Annotated in this window: 15 protein-coding genes; 6 read left to right on the forward strand and 9 right to left on the reverse strand. The window is 33.7% G+C overall.

Going from position 1 to position 19,780, the window contains the following annotated elements; genetic code table 11:
* The first annotated feature begins 15 nt into the window (after positions 1–15).
* The 5 genes from H600_RS0102275 (at position 16) to dusB (ending at position 9,331) form a co-directional block, all read left to right on the forward strand.
* Complete coding sequence (locus H600_RS0102275) at positions 16–3,696, forward strand: MMPL family transporter (RefSeq protein ID WP_026727261.1); 3,681 nt, start codon at positions 16–18, stop codon at positions 3,694–3,696.
* A 1-nt stretch (position 3,697) separates the two neighbouring features.
* Entirely contained in the window at positions 3,698–5,215 is a 1,518-nt protein-coding gene (locus H600_RS0102280; RefSeq protein WP_026727262.1) for a phytoene desaturase family protein, read from the forward strand.
* A gap of 8 nt (positions 5,216–5,223) precedes the next feature.
* On the forward strand, positions 5,224–6,888 hold the full coding sequence (locus H600_RS0102285) for an acyl-CoA--6-aminopenicillanic acid acyl-transferase (RefSeq protein ID WP_026727263.1): 1,665 nt from the start codon (positions 5,224–5,226) through the stop codon (positions 6,886–6,888).
* Entirely contained in the window at positions 6,885–8,177 is a 1,293-nt protein-coding gene (gene flxY / locus H600_RS0102290) for a flexirubin biosynthesis putative acyl-CoA ligase FlxY (protein ID WP_026727264.1), read from the forward strand. The genes H600_RS0102285 and flxY overlap by 4 nt, the downstream gene beginning before the upstream one ends.
* 161 nt (positions 8,178–8,338) lie before the next feature.
* Entirely contained in the window at positions 8,339–9,331 is a 993-nt protein-coding gene (gene dusB, locus H600_RS0102295; protein WP_026727265.1) for a tRNA dihydrouridine synthase DusB, read from the forward strand.
* Positions 9,332–9,380: 49 nt separating this feature from the next.
* Here the strand turns inward: dusB and H600_RS0102300 are convergent, their stop codons facing one another.
* From H600_RS0102300 to rbfA, 3 genes are all read right to left on the reverse strand, one after another.
* Positions 9,381–10,808, reverse strand: a complete 1,428-nt coding sequence (locus tag H600_RS0102300) for an MATE family efflux transporter (RefSeq protein ID WP_026727266.1) — start codon at positions 10,806–10,808, stop codon at positions 9,381–9,383.
* Between the two features lie 172 nt (positions 10,809–10,980).
* Complete coding sequence (locus H600_RS0102305; RefSeq protein WP_026727267.1) at positions 10,981–12,180, reverse strand: ABC transporter permease; 1,200 nt, start codon at positions 12,178–12,180, stop codon at positions 10,981–10,983.
* 1 nt (position 12,181) lies between these two features.
* Positions 12,182–12,574 carry a 30S ribosome-binding factor RbfA gene (gene rbfA, locus H600_RS0102310; protein ID WP_026727268.1) on the reverse strand — a complete coding sequence of 131 codons (393 nt, stop codon included), beginning with the start codon at positions 12,572–12,574 and terminating at the stop codon, positions 12,182–12,184.
* Between the two features lie 229 nt (positions 12,575–12,803).
* On the opposite strand from rbfA, the gene H600_RS0102315 reads away from it, so the two are divergent.
* Positions 12,804–13,223, forward strand: coding sequence for a CBS domain-containing protein (locus tag H600_RS0102315; protein WP_026727269.1), 420 nt, complete (start codon positions 12,804–12,806; stop codon positions 13,221–13,223).
* 45 nt (positions 13,224–13,268) lie between these two features.
* Here H600_RS0102315 and H600_RS0102320 read toward each other — a convergent pair whose 3' ends face one another.
* From H600_RS0102320 to H600_RS0102345, 6 genes are all read right to left on the reverse strand, one after another.
* Positions 13,269–14,522: a murein hydrolase activator EnvC family protein gene (locus tag H600_RS0102320; protein WP_026727270.1), complete on the reverse strand. Its 1,254-nt coding sequence runs from the start codon at positions 14,520–14,522 to the stop codon at positions 13,269–13,271.
* A gap of 23 nt (positions 14,523–14,545) precedes the next feature.
* Positions 14,546–15,328, reverse strand: coding sequence for a lipoprotein insertase outer membrane protein LolB1 (lolB1, locus tag H600_RS0102325; RefSeq protein ID WP_026727271.1), 783 nt, complete (start codon positions 15,326–15,328; stop codon positions 14,546–14,548).
* Positions 15,329–15,331: 3 nt separating this feature from the next.
* Positions 15,332–16,681 (reverse strand): tetratricopeptide repeat protein, encoded by a 1,350-nt coding sequence (locus H600_RS0102330; RefSeq protein ID WP_026727272.1) that lies wholly within the window; start codon positions 16,679–16,681, stop codon positions 15,332–15,334.
* A 51-nt stretch (positions 16,682–16,732) separates the two neighbouring features.
* Positions 16,733–17,749, reverse strand: a complete 1,017-nt coding sequence (locus H600_RS0102335; protein ID WP_026727273.1) for a sugar phosphate nucleotidyltransferase — start codon at positions 17,747–17,749, stop codon at positions 16,733–16,735.
* A gap of 95 nt (positions 17,750–17,844) precedes the next feature.
* Positions 17,845–18,279 (reverse strand): dUTP diphosphatase, encoded by a 435-nt coding sequence (gene dut, locus H600_RS0102340; RefSeq protein ID WP_026727274.1) that lies wholly within the window; start codon positions 18,277–18,279, stop codon positions 17,845–17,847.
* 26 nt (positions 18,280–18,305) lie between these two features.
* Entirely contained in the window at positions 18,306–19,763 is a 1,458-nt protein-coding gene (locus tag H600_RS0102345; RefSeq protein WP_026727275.1) for a lipopolysaccharide biosynthesis protein, read from the reverse strand.
* Positions 19,764–19,780: the final 17 nt, after the last annotated feature.

The raw sequence follows: 19,780 nt of genomic DNA on the forward strand, positions 1-19,780 counted from the left end.
TTTTAAACCAAAATCATGCATCGATATTTTTACGCCATTCATTTATTTGTTAATCGAAGAAAATCGCTGTCGGTTTTTTTGGCGTTTTTAGTGCTTTTGGTTTTTGGATTTTTCGCTTCTCAAATTAAATTTGAAGAAGACATTACCAAATTAATTCCCGCCAATGACAAAGCCGATGTTACGGCAAAAGTCTTAAAACAATTAAATTTTGCCGATAAAATAACCGTCATTTTCAAACTCGAAAAAAACGGTTCTTCAGAAGACTTAAAAGAAATGGCAACTGCTTTTTCTGATAGCGTTTCAACTTCATGCAAACCTTATGTAACGGGAATTCAAGGAAAAATTGACGAAGAAAATATTCAAGAAACTATTGATTTTGTTTATAATAATCTACCCCTTTTTCTTGAAAATAAAGATTATGAAACGATTCAAAGCAAACTGCAAAAAGACAGTGTTGCAGCGACCGTTCAAGGAAATTACAAATCTATTATTTCACCATCAGGATTTATCACGAGAGATTTTATCCAACGAGATCCGCTTGGGATTTCGTTTATTGCTTTAAAAAAATTACAGCAATTAAATGTTGGTGATGATTTTACGCTCGACAATGGATTTGTTATGACGAGGGACAAAAAGAAACTTTTGCTTTTTATAACCTCGAATCTTCCATCAAGCGAAACTGAAAAAAACACGCTTTTTGCGGCAAAACTAAAATCGATTCAAGAAAATCTAAATCAGAAATACAAGGGCAAAACTTCCATCAGTTATTTTGGTTCGGCTTTGATTGCGGTTGCCAATGCCAATCAAATCAAAAGTGATATTGTTTTGACAACATCAATTGCGATGTTTACGTTGATGCTGATCTTGATTTTATTCTACCGAAAAATATTAATTCCGTTGATTATTTTTCTTCCAACGGTTTTCGGAGCTTTTTTCGCTGTGGCATTTTTGTATTTCGTAAAAGAACAGATTTCAGCAATTTCACTCGGAATTGGTTCGATTCTACTCGGAATTACGATCGATTATTCCATTCACATTCTCACACATTACAAGCACAACAGCGACATCAAAACATTGTATAAGGATATTACGATGCCCGTAATTATGAGCAGTTCAACAACCGCGGTTGCATTTTTATGTCTGCTTTTTGTAAAATCGGATGCGCTAAATGATCTTGGAATTTTCGCCGCCGTAATTGTAATGGCAACCGGAGTTTTCTCGCTTTTGATTGTTCCGCATTTATATAAGCCAAAAGAAAATCCGGCAGAACACAAGAAAAATGTCATTGATAAAATGGCGCATTTTTCATTTCACAACAATAAATTCCTAATTGGACTTTGCGTCATCATCACCATTATTTGCTGTTTCACTTATAATGATGTTGGTTTTAATAACGATTTATCACAACTGAATTTTGTTCCAAAAGAAATCAAAGCAGCCGAAAAGCAATTGGAAGAAAGCACGAGCTTAACTTCAAAAACCATTTATGTGGCTTCATACGGAAAAAGCATGGACGAAGTTTTGCAAACGAACAGCACTCTTTTCTCTGATTTGTCAAAAGAAAAACAGCAAAACAGAATACTGAATTTCAGTTCTGTTGGAGGAATAATGCTTTCACAAAAGGAGCAACAACAGAAAATTGAAAAATGGAATTCGTTTTGGGATGCCAATAAAAAACAACTTTTGCAATCGCAATTAATTTCCGAAGGTTCAAAACTCGGCTTTAAGCCAACGACTTATGCCAACTTTTTTGATCATTTAAATTTCAGCTTCAAACCAATTTCTGCCAATGAATATTTAAAAATTCAGGCTTTGCAGTTAAAAGAATTTGTGACCGAAAAAAATGGTTTTTACACGATTTCGACTTTAGTAAAAGTTTCACCAGAACAACGTGATTCTTTTGTAAAATCGACTTCAGCCAAAAATAATTTAATTGCAATTGACCGCCAGCAAATGAACGAAACGTTTTTCAGCACCTTGAAAACCGATTTCAATTCGCTGGTCAATTATTCATTTGTGGCCGTAATTTTAATTCTGTTTTTCTTTTTCCGCAGAATCGAATTGGTCATTGTAAGCTGTATTCCAATTGCCTTAACCGGAATTGTAACAGCTGGAATTATGGGGATTTTTGGTATTCAAATGAATATTTTCAGCATGATTGTCTGCACGTTGATTTTTGGTCATGGTGTCGATTTCAGTATTTTCATGACGAGTGCTTTACAGAAAGAATATACAACTGGAAAAAACGAAATTGCAATTTATAGAACTTCAATTATTCTGGCGGTAATCACTACGATTTTAGGAATTGGCGCTATGATTTTTGCCCAGCATCCCGCGTTGACTTCGATTTCATCGGTTTCTTTAATTGGAGTTTTTGCGGCGCTGATTATCACATTCATCTTCTACCCGATTCTTTTTAAATTATTCATTTCAAACCGATCGAAAAAAGGAAATCCACCGTTTCATTTGCGCACTTTTGTTCACGGTGTAATTTCATTTGCTTATTATGGTTTGGGTGGTATTGTCATGTCTATTTTCAGTTTTACGCTAATGCCAATTTTGCCATTGAGTGCCAAAACAAAAATGAAAGGTTTTCGATATATCGTTTCAAAATTCATGAAATCGGTATTGTATTCTAATCCTTTTATTCGCAAAAAAATTGTAAATAATTTCGATGAAAATTTTGAAAAACCTGCTGTAATTATAGCTAATCATTCTTCATTTTTAGACATTTTAGCAATGGGAATGTTGAGTCCAAAAATTATATTTCTTGTAAGCGACTGGGTTTACAACTCTCCTATTTTTGGTGGTGTTGTTAGAAAAGCTGGTTTTTATCCAGTTTCTGAAGGCTTGGAAGGCGGTGTTGAGCATTTGCGCAAAAAAGTAAACGAAGGCTACTCTTTAATGGTTTTTCCGGAAGGAACGCGTTCAGAAAATAATGTTATTAAACGTTTCCATAAAGGTGCTTTTTTCCTTGCCGAAGAATTCAATTTGGATATTCTTCCAATTGTGATTCACGGCGCTTCAGAATTAATTCCGAAAGGCGATTTTGTTATTCATAAGGGAAAATTAACGATCACGATTTTAGAAAGAATTACGCCTGAAAATACTTCATTCGGGAAAAATTATGCCGAAAGAACAAAACAAATAAGCACTTTTTTCAAAACAGAATATCGTAAAATTCGCCAACAATTAGAAGCTCCAGATTATTTCAAAAAGATGTTACTTCACAGTTTTGACTATAAAGAAATTGAAGTCGTAGACAGCGTAAAGAAAGATATAAAAAAGCATCTTGATACGTATTTTAACCTTGGAAAACAATTTTCGGCGAAAGCCAAATTATTGCATCTAGCAGACAACTACGGACAATTAGATGTTTTATTGGCTTTGCAAGAACCACAGCGAAAAATTCATTCTTATATTTCTGATGAAGAAAAACGCGATGTGGCCAAAACCAATTATGTTGTTAGAAAACGAAAAATAATCTATCTCGAAAATTTAGAAAGAATATCAGAAAATCAATATGATGCCGTTTTAATTTCGGATGAAAATTCAGAAAATGAAGTTCAGAAAGTAATCATTCTAACTTCGTACGTAATTTTAATAGATTGTCCGCGTTTAAAAAACACTTTGATTAACTTTGGTTTTGAGTCGGTTTTTGAGGAAAACGATTTGATTCTATTAAAGAAAAATTAAAATGAAAGAACATTACGATGTAGTGATTATCGGAAGCGGTTTGGGCGGATTAGTGTCGTCTATCATTCTGGCTAAAGAAGGCTACAGCGTTTGTGTGCTCGAAAAAAACAATCAATACGGCGGAAATCTTCAGACTTTTGTTCGGGACAAAACCATTTTTGACACTGGAATTCATTATATCGGAGGTTTAGGCGAAGGCCAAAATCTGCATCAATATTTTAAATATTTGGGCATCATCGATAAACTGAATCTGAAGAAATTAGATGAAAATGCTTTCGATATTATTTCTTTTGAAGATGATAAAACCGAATATCCGCATGCGCAGGGTTATGAAAATTTTGTTCATCAGTTAAAAGAATATTTCCCTGAAGAAGAAAAAAACATTTCAGATTATTGCGAAAAACTGAAAGCAATCTGTGATTCTTTTCCGCTTTATAATTTAGAATCAGAAGGAAAATATGATTCTGAAATTCTGACTTTAAATGCAAAAGAAACGATTGATTCTTTTACAGAAAATGAAAAACTAAAAGCGGTTCTGGCAGGTTCCAATTTTTTATACGCCGGCATTCCTGATAAATCGCCATTTTATGTTCATGCTTTAATTGTGAATTCATACATTCAAAGCTCGTGGCGCTGTATTAACGGCGGAAGCCAGATTACAAAACAGCTTTTGAAACAGCTTAAAAAACATGGCGGTGAGTTTTATAAACACAAAGAAGTTACACAATTTGAAGTCGAAAATCATAAAGTGAATTCGGTTAAAATGAAAGACGGAACGCAGGTTTCTGGAACGTTTTTTATTTCGAATATCGAACCCAAAACGACTTTGAAAATGGCGGGCGAAGCAAACTTCAGAAAACCATTTTTCAACCGAATTCAAAGTCTTGAAGGCGTACTTTCGGCTTTTAGTTTGTATTTGGTTTTTAAGCCTGAAACTTTCAAATACATCAATCATAATTATTATCATTTCAAAAATAGCAGTGAAGTTTGGTCTTCGCATGAATACGACGAAAATTCGTGGCCAAAAATGTATATGGCTTCTATGAATGCTTCAAAAGAAGATGAAATTTGGGCCGATGGAATGACCTTTATAACCTATATGAACTTTGATGATGTTTTGCCTTGGGTAGAAACTTTTAATACAACCGTCGAAAAAAATGATCGTGGTGAGAGTTACGAAGAATTCAAAGAAAGAAAAACGGCTAAATTTTTAGACGAAATCGAAATAAAATTTCCGGGAATTAGAGATTGTATTAAATCTATTCATACTTCAAGTCCGCTTTCGTATCGCGATTATATTGGCGGTGACAACGGAAATATGTACGGTTATGTTAAAGATTCTAATAATCCATTAAAAACCTTAATTCCGTCAAAAACAAAGTTAGAAAATTTATATCTTACAGGTCAAAGTATTAATATGCATGGCGTTCTGGGTGTAACGATTGGCGCGGTTGTCACTTGCTCAGAAATTGTTGGAAAAGAATATTTGATCAATAAAATTAATCAAACTGCCGAATAAATTGAATTATGAAAAACCGAATTACATATCTTTTCTTCCTCGGTTTTTTGGGAATTCTTATTTCTTGCGGTACATCAAAATCAAAAAATCATCAGCCAGATATTTCAAGTTTTAATGCTACAAAACCTGTTGTCACAAAAATTTCTGACAGTGTTTTTATTTCAGGAAATAATTCACTTTTAAAAAATAAACAAGGGCTTTGGGAACTTTATGTCGAAGGCGATCCCTTAGAAATTGGTCTTAATACCGGCGCTTTATCTGATTCTCTTTTGCGAAAACAACAACAAATATTTTTCTCCAAAATCAAAGATTTAGTTCCGTCAAAATTTGAGCAAAAAATATTGCGTCAATTTTTAAAATGGTACAACCGAAAATTATATGCCAATGTTCCAGAAGAATATCAAACGGAAATTTTCGGCATTTCGCAGTACACTTCACATGATTTTGACAATATTGCACCGCAATATCAACGTGGTTTATATCTGCACGCGGCGCACGATATTGGGCACGCTTTACAGGATCTGGCTTTAGTTGGCTGTTCGTCATTTGCCGCTTGGGGCGAAAAATCGGAAGACGGAAATTTGATTATGGGCCGTAATTTCGATTTTTATGTGAATGATGCTTTCGCAGAAAATAAAATTATTGCATTTATAAAACCGGAACAAGGAAACAATTTTATGATGGTTTCTTGGCCCGGAATGATTGGTGCAGTTTCTGGAATGAATCAACAAGGGTTGAGCGTTACCATTAATGCAGCAAAATCTGAAATTCCGATGAGTGCCAAAACACCAATTTCTATTTTGACGCGGGAAATTTTGCAACATGCTTCAACTATTCAAGAAGCAATTGCAATCGCAAAAAGAAGAAAAGTATTCGTTTCTGAATCTATTATGGTGGGAAGCGCTCAAGACAACAAAGCTGTTCTGATTGAAGTTTCTCCAAAGAAAATGGATGTATACGAAGTTCCAAACAGCAATCAATTAATTTGTTCCAATCATTTTCAAAGCACCACTTTTAAAGATGAAAAACGGAATCAGACACAAATTACAGAAAGTCATTCTGAATATCGCTTTGAAAGAATGCAGGAACTTCTTTCCGAAAATAAAAAAATAAATCCGGAAATTGCTTCTGAAATTCTAAGAAATAAAAATGGCTTGAACGATATTCCGCTTGGTTTTGGCAACGAAAAAGCACTAAATCAATTATTGGCACATCACGGAATTATTTTTAAACCGGCAGCAAAACTGGTTTGGGTTTCTGCAAATCCGTTTCAACTTGGCGAATTTGTCTGCTATAATCTGGATTCTATTTTTTCCAAAAAATCAAATACGGCAATCTCATTTGAAGAAGAAAATTTGAACATCGCCAAAGATCCTTTTTTAAAGACAGAGGCGTTTCAAAACTTTAAAAAGTTTAAAAAAGAAAATTATCAAATAGATGTTTGGCTAAAAAAGAAAGCTCCGATTTCTTCTGAATTTATAAGCCATTATCAATCCTTAAACCCCGATTATTGGGTTGTATATTACAAAGCAGGGTTGTACTTTTATCAACGAAAAGAATTCCGCGTAGCACAGATAAATTTTGAGAAAGCGCTGACCAAAGAAATTACAACTGCTCCTGATAAAGCAAAAATTGAAAAATATTTAAAAAAACTCAAAAGAAAATTACAATGATTCCAGCAATAGAAAAAAATTCTTTAGACGAAATTAAAGTTTTTCAAGAGCAAAAATTGACTGAACTTTTAACTTATATAATTGAGAATTCTCCTTTTTACAAAAGACTTTTTGCCGGACAAAATATTGATATTTCAAAAGTAAAAACTTTAGAAGATTTACAATTTTTACCCGTTACTACAAAAGAAGATTTGCAACAATACAACGACGATTTTTTATGTGTTCCGCAACATAAAATTATCGATTATGCCTCAACTTCAGGAACCTTGGGCGATCCGGTAACTTTTGGTTTAACCGATTCTGACTTAGATCGATTAGCTTATAATGAAGCTATTTCTTTTGCCTGCGCCGGAATTGCAGAAGGCGATGTTGTGCAATTAATGACCACAATTGATAGAAAATTTATGGCCGGATTGGCTTATTTTCTTGGTTTAAGAAAATTGAAAGTTGGCGTGATCCGAGTTGGTGCAGGAATTCCGGAAATGCAATGGGATTCAATTTTAAAATACAATCCGAGTTATTTGATTACGGTTCCTTCTTTTCTTTTAAAATTAATTGAATACGCCGAAATTCACGGAATCGATTATAATAATTCGAGCATAAAAGGCGCCATCTGCATTGGAGAATCTTTAAGAGAACAGGATTTTTCAATGAATATTTTATCGAAAAAAATTACCGATAAATGGAATATCAAATTGTTTTCGACTTATGCTTCAACGGAAATGAGCACCGCTTTTACAGAATGTGAACATGGGAAAGGCGGTCATCATCATCCGGAATTGATTATTGTTGAAGTTTTGGATGAAGATAATATGCCGGTAAAAAATGGCGAAACTGGTGAACTTACTTTTACCACTTTAGGAATCGAGGCAATGCCTTTGCTTCGTTTTAAAACTGGAGATATTGTACAATTTCACGATGAACCGTGCGCCTGCGGGCGAAATACATTGCGCGTTGGACCGGTTGTTGGACGCAAAAAACAAATGATAAAATACAAAGGAACAACACTTTATCCTCCAGCGATGAACGATGTTTTGAGCAGTTTTGATAATATCGAAAATCATTTAATCGAAATCTCAACAAATGATTTAGGCACCGATGAAATCCTAATAAAAATTGCCGTAAAAAATCAAACTCCAGAATTTCTTCAGGAAATAAAAGATCATTTTAGAGCCAAATTAAGAGTAACTCCAAAAATAGAATTCGCCTCAAAAGAAACTTTAAACCCTTTAGTTTTTAATCCAATGAGCCGAAAACCAATTCGGTTTTTTGACTATCGAAACATGTAGTTTTTTTTCACCATATAAGTATTATAAGTTCATTTAATTAAAGCGTTGTACTGCGCAATCTTTTAAATGAACTTATATCACTTATATGCTTTATTTACAGCCCATTAAATGTTTTGCTGTGAATTGAACTAAATGTTGTAATTTTGCAAAAAATTATGAAGATGGTCAAGATTGGCAACATAGAATTACCCGAATTTCCTTTACTGCTTGCTCCGATGGAAGATGTGAGCGATCCCCCGTTTCGCAGATTATGCAAAACGCACGGTGCTGACATGATGTATTCTGAATTTATTTCGTCGGAAGGATTAATTCGTGATGCTATCAAAAGTCGAATGAAGCTGGATATTTTTGATTATGAACGTCCTGTTGGAATCCAGATTTTTGGTGGAGATGAAGAAGCGATGGAAATGTCGTCTAAAATTGTTTCAACTGTAAAACCAGATTTAGTGGATATCAATTTTGGATGTCCTGTAAAAAAAGTGGTTTGCCGTGGCGCCGGCGCGGGAGTTTTAAAAGATGTTGATTTGATGGTACGCTTGACACAAGCCGTTATCAAAGGAACTAATTTGCCAGTTACTGTAAAAACGCGTTTAGGCTGGGATGAAAACTCGATCAATATTGATGAAGTTGCTGAAAGGCTTCAGGATATTGGTGTTCAGGCTTTGACTATTCACGCCAGAACTCGTGCTCAAATGTACAAAGGCCATTCTGACTGGTCACACATTGCACGTGTAAAAAACAACCCAAGAATTACAATGCCTATTTTTGGAAACGGAGATATTGACAGTCCAGAAAAAGCATTAAAATATAAAAATGAATACGGAATTGACGGAATCATGATTGGCCGTGCAGCGATTGGTTATCCGTGGATTTTTAACGAAATAAAGCATTATTTCAAAACCGGAGAGCACTTACCTGCCCCAACGGTTGTTGATCGTGTTGAAGCCGCTAGAAATCATTTGCAATGGTCAATGGATTGGAAAGGCGAACGTTTGGGAATTGTAGAAATGCGTCGCCATTATACGAACTATTTCAAAGGAATCCATTCGTTTAAAGAATTCAAGCAAAAATTAGTTACTACTGATGCCCCTGAAGATTTATTCGCCATTATGAAAGAAATTGAACAGGTTTATGCGGGATATGAATTTGTTTAAAAAGTAAAAAGAAAGGCCTTCAAAATTGAAGGCCTTTCTTATTTTTAAATTATACTTGAACACGTTTCCACCTTCCTCTTTTATAGAAAACGATTCCTGCTAAAGTAATCGCAGTTTCAGCAACGGGAATGGCAATAAAAACACCTGTTGGTCCCATATTGAAATGTTTGGCTAATACAAATGCCAGCGGAATTTGGAACAACCAAAACCCGAAAAAGTTAATTCCGGTTGGTGTCCAAGTATCTCCTGCTCCATTGAAAGTATTGATCAAAACCATTCCTATTCCGTAAAAAATAAATCCGATGCTCATTATTTGCAAAGCTTCAATCGCAATGGTTTTTACCTGTTGATCATTTGTGAAAAACGAAATAATATATTGTCCAAAAACTAAAGTGATAATCATAATTGAAGCCATAAAAATCACATTGTAACGCGCGGTTGTATAAACTGATTTTTCGGCACGTTCAATTTGCTTTGCTCCTAAATTTTGTCCGACCAAAGTCGCAGCGGCATTACTTAATCCCCAAGCAGGAAGTATAAAAAACATCATAATTCTAAGTGCGGTTTGATAACCTGCAGAACCGTGATCTCCACCTGTTGTCGCCACTAATTGCGCCAAGAAAATCCAACTGCAGGAGGCAATTACAAATTGTAAAATTCCTGGAGCTGCAATTTTTACTAAAGCTTTTATCTGTGTAAAATCGGGAGCGAAGTAAGGAAGCTTAATTTTTAAAATTCCCTTTCCTGAAAACAAATGATACAATTGGTATAAAACGCCAATGCTTCTTCCAAAAGTTGTCGCCAAGGCTGCACCAACTAATCCGAAAGCAGGAATTGGTCCAAAACCGTTAATTAAAATCGGGCATAAAATAATATTGCAAATGTTGGCGATCCAAAGACTTTTCATCGCGATTGCCGCATTTCCTGCTCCACGGAAAATTCCGTTTATCAAAAACAAAAGCATAATACACAAACTTGAACCAATCATAATTTGTGTAAATCGGAAACCATGTTCGGCTGATTCTATTGAAGAACCCATTAAAATCAAAATATCTTTTGCATAAATAATTCCGAAAATACTTAGAACACTATTTACCGCAAATGCGATTATGATGGATTGCATTCCGGCTTTTGCTGCAGCGACAGGATCTTTTTCGCCAATTCTTCTGGCGACAACCGCGGTGGTGGCCATACTCATTCCAATTGCTAGCGAATAAATTACGGTTAATACAGATTCTGTTAAACCAACCGTTTGAATTGCAAAACTGCTATGTTCTAAATGTCCAACGAAATATAAATCGACTAAAGCAAAAACCGATTCCATCATCATTTCCAAAACCATTGGAATAGCTAATAGAATTACAGCCTTTTTTATACTTCCCGAAGTATAATCAAATGATTCGTCGCCTTTTAAGGCTTGTTTTGTTGTAGTAAAAATTTTGGAAATAAAACTTTCCTTTATAGATGTTTCTGTCATGATATATTAGGATAAATGATAAAATTGTCCAGATCTATAAACCTGAACTAAAAAGTAAAAAACGTAAAGTATCCTAATTATTCTAAAAAATAAATTAGGATTAGGCAGAAACTATCATATGCAGTAATTTTTTGAGACAATAAATATAGGAAATATTTTTCAGCCGGAAATCTTAATCCAACAGCTTTTTGCTTACGCGACTACAAGCAATTAAAGAAGCCAAGAAACCTAATGAAATAATGGTTCCTAAAACAATCAAGATATTTTCAATTGTAAAAACAACCGGAAATGCCAAAGTTGGCGTAATCATAATCAGCTCGTATTTTTGTTGGAGTAATACTAAAATAACACCCAAAATAAGTCCGATTATGCCACCAAAAACACTTAACAAAGTTCCTTGAAGAAGAAATATTTTTCGCAGGTGGCTTATTTCTGTTCCAAGATTAAAAAGGGTTTTGAGGTTTCCTTTTTTCTCCAAAATCATCATAATCAAAGCACCAATCAAATTAAAAAGCGCTACAATAATCACCAATGTAAAAATCAGATAAACTGCAATATTTTCAGTGTTTAGCATTCTGTACAAAGATTCATTCAGCTGTGCTCTATTTTTGAGCGTAACTTTATTTTTGAAGATCTTTTCAAGCTGCGATCTGATGGCACTTTCATTTGCATCTTCTTTTAGATTAAATTCAAGTCCTGAAATCTGATTGGTTTTATATTCCAGTAATTCCTGCACCAAACCTAAATCGGCAAAAACATATTTGGAATCTAGATCTTCACTGATTGAATAAATTCCAACTGGCAAAACATCTGTTTTTGTAAAAGCATCTTCAGGATTTTCAATTGCACCTTTTCCTGGTTTTGGAGCAAAAATCTGCAACGGATTTTCAAAATCCAAAACTCCTAAAGAAAAATCACGAGAAATTCCGTAACCAATTACAACTTGATATGTATCTGGTTTAAGCCATTGCCCTGTGAAAAGCTTTTTTTTGATGTCATTGACTACGGGATAATTGCGGTCAACTCCTTTTAATACAGTAACTTTTTGTTTGTCTTTGAACAAAAACAAAACGCGTTCTTCGATGATTTTGGTGTATGAAACTACACCATCTATTTTTTTTATTTGACTTTCCTGATCCGGCGTAATCAAAAATGATTTTCCATAAGTACTTGTCATTTTTAAATCGGGATCAATTTCGTTTGTAAACGACAAACTAAAGACTTTCAATCCGCTAAAAACAGATAAAACCACAAACAAAGCCATTGTACCAGCAATAATTCCTAAGCTGGCAATACGGTTTATGATATTGATAGCATTGTTTTTACTTTTGCTAAAAATATAACGTTTGGCTATGTAAAGCGGGAAATTCAATTTATGATTTTCTTCTTTTTTCTAAAAGATCACGGTTTTCAATAGGGTTATCTTTGCCAGCTAAAGCATTGTCGATTTTTTCGATATAATCTAATGAATCGTCAATAAAAAACACCAAGTTTGGCACACGACGCAACTGCAGGCGCACGCGCTGTGACAAATCATGTTTGATTAAAGTTGTATTTGATTTTATCCCTTCTAAAGTTTCTTTTGCTTTCTCCTGAGGAAAAATGCTTAAATATACTGTTGCCACAGATAAATCTGTAGTTACACTAACTTTGGATACCGAAATTACTAAATTGGTAATTCCGTTTTTTCGCACTTCACCTTGCAAGATATCAACCAGATCTTTCTGGATAACGCCGCCTATTTTTTTCTGTCTATTTGTTTCCATAATGCAAAAATACTATTTTTAAATTCAATAGGTTAATTTCAAATCAAGATATAGATTGATTTTTCAAATAGATGATAATTTCATTCTTATCTGATTCTGATTTCTTGATTTTTATTCGAAAAATAAATTAGCTTAACTTTCTTATTTTCAAATAGTAAACCTGATAAAAATCATATTTTTCATACTATTGTTTTTCGACCTTTGATGGAAACATTACAACCTATTTATCATGAAAAAGAGAGAACCAATTAGTCACATTATGACAAAAGCCGTGGTGACTGCAAATGAAAAAGATGATTTAAAAACAGTAGTTGAAAAATTAAAGAAAAATACAATTCGTCACATTCCAATTGTTAAAGGAAAAGAAGTAGTAGGCATCATTAGTCGAACAGACGTCAACCGATTAACTTTTGGTGCTTTGTTTGAGGGACAAGAAGGTGCAGATGAAGCTATTCTTGATATGCTGAATATTTCTCAGATTATGACTTCGAAGCCCAGAACGGTTCCGTCTGACATGATTATTAAAGATTTAGCTGAAATTTTCGCAAAAGAAGATTTCCATGCATTGCCAGTTGTTGACCATGACGAACTTAAGGGAATTGTCACAACTACTGATGTTATTAAATATCTTTTAGAACAATACGAATAAACCTTAAGCTTAATAAAAAAGGGAGCATTAGAGCTCCCTTTTTTATTATCTGTTTTGTAACCATCCTTCCGGATTCATATTTGTTGTATTTTGAAGAATCAAAAACTTAATAGTTGTTTTTCCTGTATCGCCGCTGGTTCTTACTTTTCCAATACTTTGCTTCGTATTTACTTTATCACCTTTTGCAACTGATACTGAACTTAAATTTTGATACACTGTAAAGTAATCTCCGTGCTGAATCATAACTGCTCTGTTGATTGGTGATAAAACAATTACACTCGAAACTTCCCCTTCAAATACTGCGCGGGCTGTTGCGCCTTGTTCTGTCGTAATCTCAACTCCAGAATTATGAACTGTAATTGACGGATGCAGTGGGTGTGGCTGATCTCCATAACCTAATGAAACAAATCCTTTTTCAACCGGCCAAGGCAATTTCCCACGGTTCGCTTTAAAATCGGCAGCTAGTATTTTTCCTTCTGGCGTTAAAGCAATTTTAGAAGATGAAACTGGAGCCGTTGAAGATGTTGATCCCGGATTTTCTTTTGCTCTTTCAAGAGCTGCTTTTCTATTTGCTTCAGCAATTGCCTCACGAATCAAACGATCAATTTGTCTGTCAATTCTTTTTGCTTCCGCTTGTTTGTTTCTTGTGTCAGCAATAATTTTGTTTTTATCTTTTTTAAGCGAATTAACTAATTTTTGCTGTTCTTTCTTTTCTACTTCTAAACTTTGTTTTTCTTTTTGATTTTCAGCAATAATTTTCTTTTTAACTTGTCTCTGCCCGTCTAATTTTGCGTTAAAATCAACTAATTGAGCCGTTTTAGATTGAATTTCTAAACCTTGATTTTTTCTGTAATTCGTATATTGTTTTAAATATTGTGCTCTTTTATAAGCCTGCAAAAAGCTTTCAGATGACAAAATAAACATTGCACGGCTTTGCTCAGAACGGCTTTTGTATGATTTCAAAATCATCTTTGCATAATCAGCTTTCAAAACTGTCAATTCTTTTTTCAGCTTATTAACCTGAACTTGGTTAATGTACATGTCATTACTCAAAATTCGCTCCTGCTTTGCAGTTGTATTTATAAGTTTCTCTTTCAGCTTAATTTTATTCGCCTGAATCATATAAACATTTACAGCCGATTTCTCTTGTTTCTTTACCGACTGAAGCATTTTTTCATTATCTCTAATTTCCTGCTGAATTTGCGCTTTACGCTGTTCAAGTTTTTCTTGCTGTGAATCCTGTGCCCACGTAAAAGTTGTGGCACAAATAAAAATAAGACTTAGGAGAAATTTATGCATGTTTCTGTTTTCTTTTTGCAAATTTACTTAATTATAACTTTTTTATACCCACTTGGAACACTATATGGGAAAGAAAGCTCTTCATTAAATGAAATATTATTATAGTTCAAATTAATATTGGTTTTGCCTTTTGGCTGTACCGCATTAATTTCAATATTTGTTGGAAGCGTTCCTTGATTAAATGTTTTATTATCTGAATAAATAATTTCCAGATTTACGTTTTCAGCAGATTGTGAAATTTCTTCTTTCTGGATCAAATATTTTTCTGAATCTAAATAAAATATCTTTTTTACTTTATCCTCTTTTTCATCTTCTAAACGAAATAGATTTTCTACAATTGTCTGTGTATATTTTCCTTTTCTTAAATCGTCAAGTGCTTCTCCAACCAATAAATTCTGAACTTTGCTATAATCCAATTCTGTTCCCAGCCATTTGCTCAAACTGGTAAAATCACCTTCGTAATAGGTACCTTTTATTTTTTCGTAATAACTAACTGTTGTTGGCGTAATCAAAGCTTTTGCCATTGTGATTCCAAGAAAACGAACGCTTATTAAAATCTGTTTGTCTTTTTCGATTTTAATATCAGCAGTAACATTTTGACTTTGTTTTTCGTCCTCATACTTTGCGCTGGCTTTTATACTTAAAGTTGAAAAATCTAACTTATTGTTATAATGTTTTTCAATTGCTTTTTTATCTTCTTTTGGCGCTTCTTCTGTCTTGACATTATTGTTTTGTACTGCTACGGCTTTTGATTTACATGAAATCACAAAAACAGAGAGCAATACAATTGCTATATATTTTTTCATCTTTTACTTCTTTTGTTTTAATAACTCATTCGCCTTCAAAAAGTATTCCTCTTTTTTCTTGGCATCTCCCAATCCATTGTAAGCCTCTCCTAATTGAATATTAAAATTTGATTCCAACATTTTATCATCAACAACATAATCAAGCCCCATTTCTAAAACGGTTTTTGCATTCTTAAATTGTTTTAACTGATTGTTTCCCAGTCCAGCATAATAATAAAATTGCGGTTGGCTCGGGTAAACTTCAATCATATTCATGGCCCTTTTAGTCATTGGCTCAAATTGTTTTGCCTGTGTATAGGCTTCAAGCAAAAGCAAATTGGTTTCGCGATCTGTGTCTGAATTGGCGCGTAAATCTTTTTCATAATATTTAATCGCATTTTCAAATTGACCTTTGCTGTGATAAAATTTTCCAATTTCTTTAGCAACATCAACATTTGGATCATTATCAAAATATGAAATCGCTTTCTCTAAATCTGGAGCGTATTGCGGATTTTTATTGGTAAAAATCAAAAACTCATTCAAAGTTCTGTGTTTGATTTTTGAATCAATTTTTGAACTTGCCAAAATAATATTCATTGACTTGATTGCTTTATCTGCCTGATTTGCATCTAAATAAGTTTTGAACAAACTTACCTGTGCCCATTCAGAAGTTGGAACTTCTTTTGCCAGTTTTGTTGCAATTTCTAAAGCCTTATCGTTATCATCCGATTTTGAATATAAAATAATCAGATCAAGATAATTTGATTCTTCTTTTGGATTCCTTTTTATCTGATCAATCAAATTTGAAATCTCTGCATTTTGATATTTTCCTTGAGAAAGAATCTGCATTTTATAACGATCACGATCTTCCGATTTTCCGAATTTATCATTCATTTCGTTAATCGTCACAAGTGCTTTATCAAACTGGTTTGTAAGCATATACAACGAAATCAGATCGTCTTTGTATTCTTCGTCAAAAACAATAATTTTCTGAATCGTTTCTATCGCCAACGGATAATTCTTGGTTTCATAACTTACATCATAAATTCCAAGCCAATACCATTTGTTTTTAGGATCTAATTGTGTAGCTTTTTCAAAAGCAGTATTTGCGCTTTGATAATTTCTTAAAGAAAAATAATTTTTCCCCAACTCAAAATAAGCAACAGCGTCATTAGGTTTTAGCTTTATGCATTTTTCTAATGATACTATGGCTTTATCATAATTTTCGATTCCTTTTTGTTTCAAAGATTCATAAAAAGCATCTTGATATTCATCTGGCACCATAGCAATATCTTCCGGTTCGGTCTGAGCCAAAACCGAGTTTGAATTGCCAAGCAAAACAAGAAATAAAATGACCAAAACGCCTTTTTTCATTTTAAAAAAATTTGATTTTTAAATCAAAAAGAAACTGCTAAAACTCTTTTCTTATTCTAAAACGGAGTAATCTCCAATGCTGATGCTGGTAAATTTACCATCATAACTAACATGATTTCCAATCATCGCATTGTCTAAGTTAGCGTTTTTTATTTGAGAATACGTTTGTATTAAGCTATTTTTAATAGAACTGTCTGTGATACGACATCCTTTTCCAACAGAAACATTTGGTCCAACTGTTGTATTCTTCAAGACCACATTTTCTCCAATATAGCATGGTGGAATAATTGTTGAATTCTCTAATGTTACATCGTAATCTACTAAATGCTCTCCATCATTATGTAAAAAACCAAGCATTCTTGAATTCGTTTCAACCGTAACGTCTTTGTTTCCGCAATCCATCCATTCATCAACACTTCCAGTTTTAAAAACTTTTCCGTTTGCCATCATGGCTTTAATTCCGTCATTGATTTGATATTCTCCACCATTTTGAATATTGTTATCCAAAACACCTTGAAGCTCTTTTTTCAAATCACCAACTTCTTTGAAATAGTAAATCCCGATAACAGCTAAATCGCTTACAAACTCTTTTGGCTTCTCAACCAATTCAATAATTTCATTATTCTGATTAAGTTTAACTACACCAAAAGCTTCTGGCTGATCTACTTGTTTTACCCAAATTACAGCATCTGCCGAAGGATCCAATTCAAAATCAGCTCTGATTAAAGTATCCGCGTAAGCAATAACTGCAGGACCAGACAATGATTCTTTGGCACACATGATAGCATGTCCTGTTCCTAAAGGCAAATCCTGACGGTAAATAGATGCTTTTGCTCCAAGACCTTTTGCCAAATCCTCTAAACTTGTCACAACATCTTCGCCAAAAAAAGCTTCGTCACCTAATATAAAAGCAACTTCTTCAATTGGTTCTTTTAAAATTTTAGCAATATCTTCAACTAAACGGTGAACGATACTTTTTCCTGCAACCGGAATTAATGGTTTTGGAACTGTTAATGTATGTGGTCTAAGTCTCGAGCCACGGCCCGCCATTGGAACTATTATTTTCATTTTTATATTTATTTTTTATGGGAAGATTTAAAAATCTTCTTGAGTTGGTTCTTGTTTTTTTAAAGTACTGTAAACTGAAAACTGCGACCGAAAATTTATTTCACTCCAGTGCTCCCAAAACCTCCAGCGCCTCTTGAAGTTTCAGATAATTCTTCAACTTCTATCCATTCTGCTCTTTCGTGTTTTGCGATAATCAATTGTGCGATTCGTTCGCCATTTTCAACAACGAATTCTTCATTTGATAAATTTACCAAAATCACTCCTATCTCACCTCTGTAATCAGCATCTACAGTTCCTGGAGAATTCAAAACGGTTACACCTTTTTTGGCTGCCAATCCGCTTCTTGGTCGAACTTGCGCTTCGTAACCAATTGGCAATTCAATAAAAAGTCCCGTTTTTACAATAGTTCTTTCTAAAGGTTTTAATATAATCGATTCTGTTAAATTAGCACGCAAATCCATTCCTGCCGAAGCAATCGTTTCGTAGTTTGGCAAATCATGCTGTGATTTATTGATAATTTGTATTTTCATTTCTAAGTATAAATTTTTAAACGTACTTATTTCTTTAATATTCCTTTTATAGTGTCTTTTTCAAAATGATAAACCATATACATAAAGATTAAAAGAAGCGGAATTCCAACATAATATTTCTCTCTAAATCCGTAAAATGAAATTATTGAAAATAATATGGAAACACCCAAATAAGCGCCAATTTTGTTCATATCATAGGGAATTGGATAATATTTATTTCCTAAAACATAAGAAATAAGCATCATGCTTCCGTAAGCAGAAATGGTCGCAATTGCCGAACCATAATAGCTATATTTTGGAATCAAAAGATAATTTAAAACCAAAGTCACAATTGCGCCAACGATAGAAATATAAGCTCCAATTTTTGTTTTGTCTGTCAGTTTATACCAAACAGATAAGTTATTGTAGATCCCTAAAAAGAAGTTTGCCAAAATAATCAGTGGCACCACTTTCATCGCTTCCCAATACGATTTGTTATCTAACAATAAAAATTTTAAGACATCTGCAAAAACAATAACGCCTAATAAAATTAATGATCCTAAAATCACAAAATATTTCGTGATTACGGCATAAGTCTGAGGTGCATTTTCATTTTTGGCATGGCTGAAAAAGAACGGTTCGATTCCTAATCTAAATGCGGTTGCAAAAAGAACCATAAACAATCCTAATTTGTAACAAGCGGAATAAGCTCCGACTTCAGATTTTGCTAAATTTTCTGGAAGTAAATATCCTAATAAGATTTTATCGAAATGTTCATTTACGGCAAATGCCAATCCGGCAACTAAAATTGGAAGACCGTATTTCATCATTCTTCTCCAAAGTTCTGGATCGAATTTTCGGCCAAGCGAAAGATAATTTGGCGAAAGCACCACAAAAGTGGCTAAACTTGCCAAAAGATTGGCAATGAAGATATAAGCAATCTGGAAATTCTCAACATATAAGTTATCCCAAACCGAATTAGGATGTGAATCTGCTAATACAGGCAAATACATCAAAAAGAAAATATTCAATAATAAGTTAATTACAACATTTCCAATCTTAATTGCCGCATAAACCATTGGCCTTTGATTGGCTCTAAGTTTAGAAAAAGGCACTAAAACCAAAGCATCCAAAACTAAAATCCAAACTGAGTATGTAATATATTGTACATCAACTTCGGCCCAGGTTGCTAAAGTATTTCTAAAAATCAAGGCCACAAACAAAAACCCTATAGATGACCAAAATATTGAAATCGTAGAAGTTGCAATCACATTTTTCTTGTCTTCTTCGGCGCTATAGAATCTGAAGAAAGCAGTTTCCATTCCGTACGAAAGAACAACATTAAAGAAAACCATCCAAGACAAGACAATCGAAACTTCGCCATATTCTGCTGTTGGCAAAATACCAGTATATAACCTGACCAATAAAAAACTCAGCATTCGAGGTAAAACCGTTGCTAGTCCGTAAATCGCAGTTTGTTTGAATAGATTTTTATATAATCCCAAAATAATTTAATAATAAA

It is taken from the genome of Flavobacterium denitrificans DSM 15936 (genome assembly GCF_000425445.1).
GTDB lineage: Bacteria > Bacteroidota > Bacteroidia > Flavobacteriales > Flavobacteriaceae > Flavobacterium > Flavobacterium denitrificans.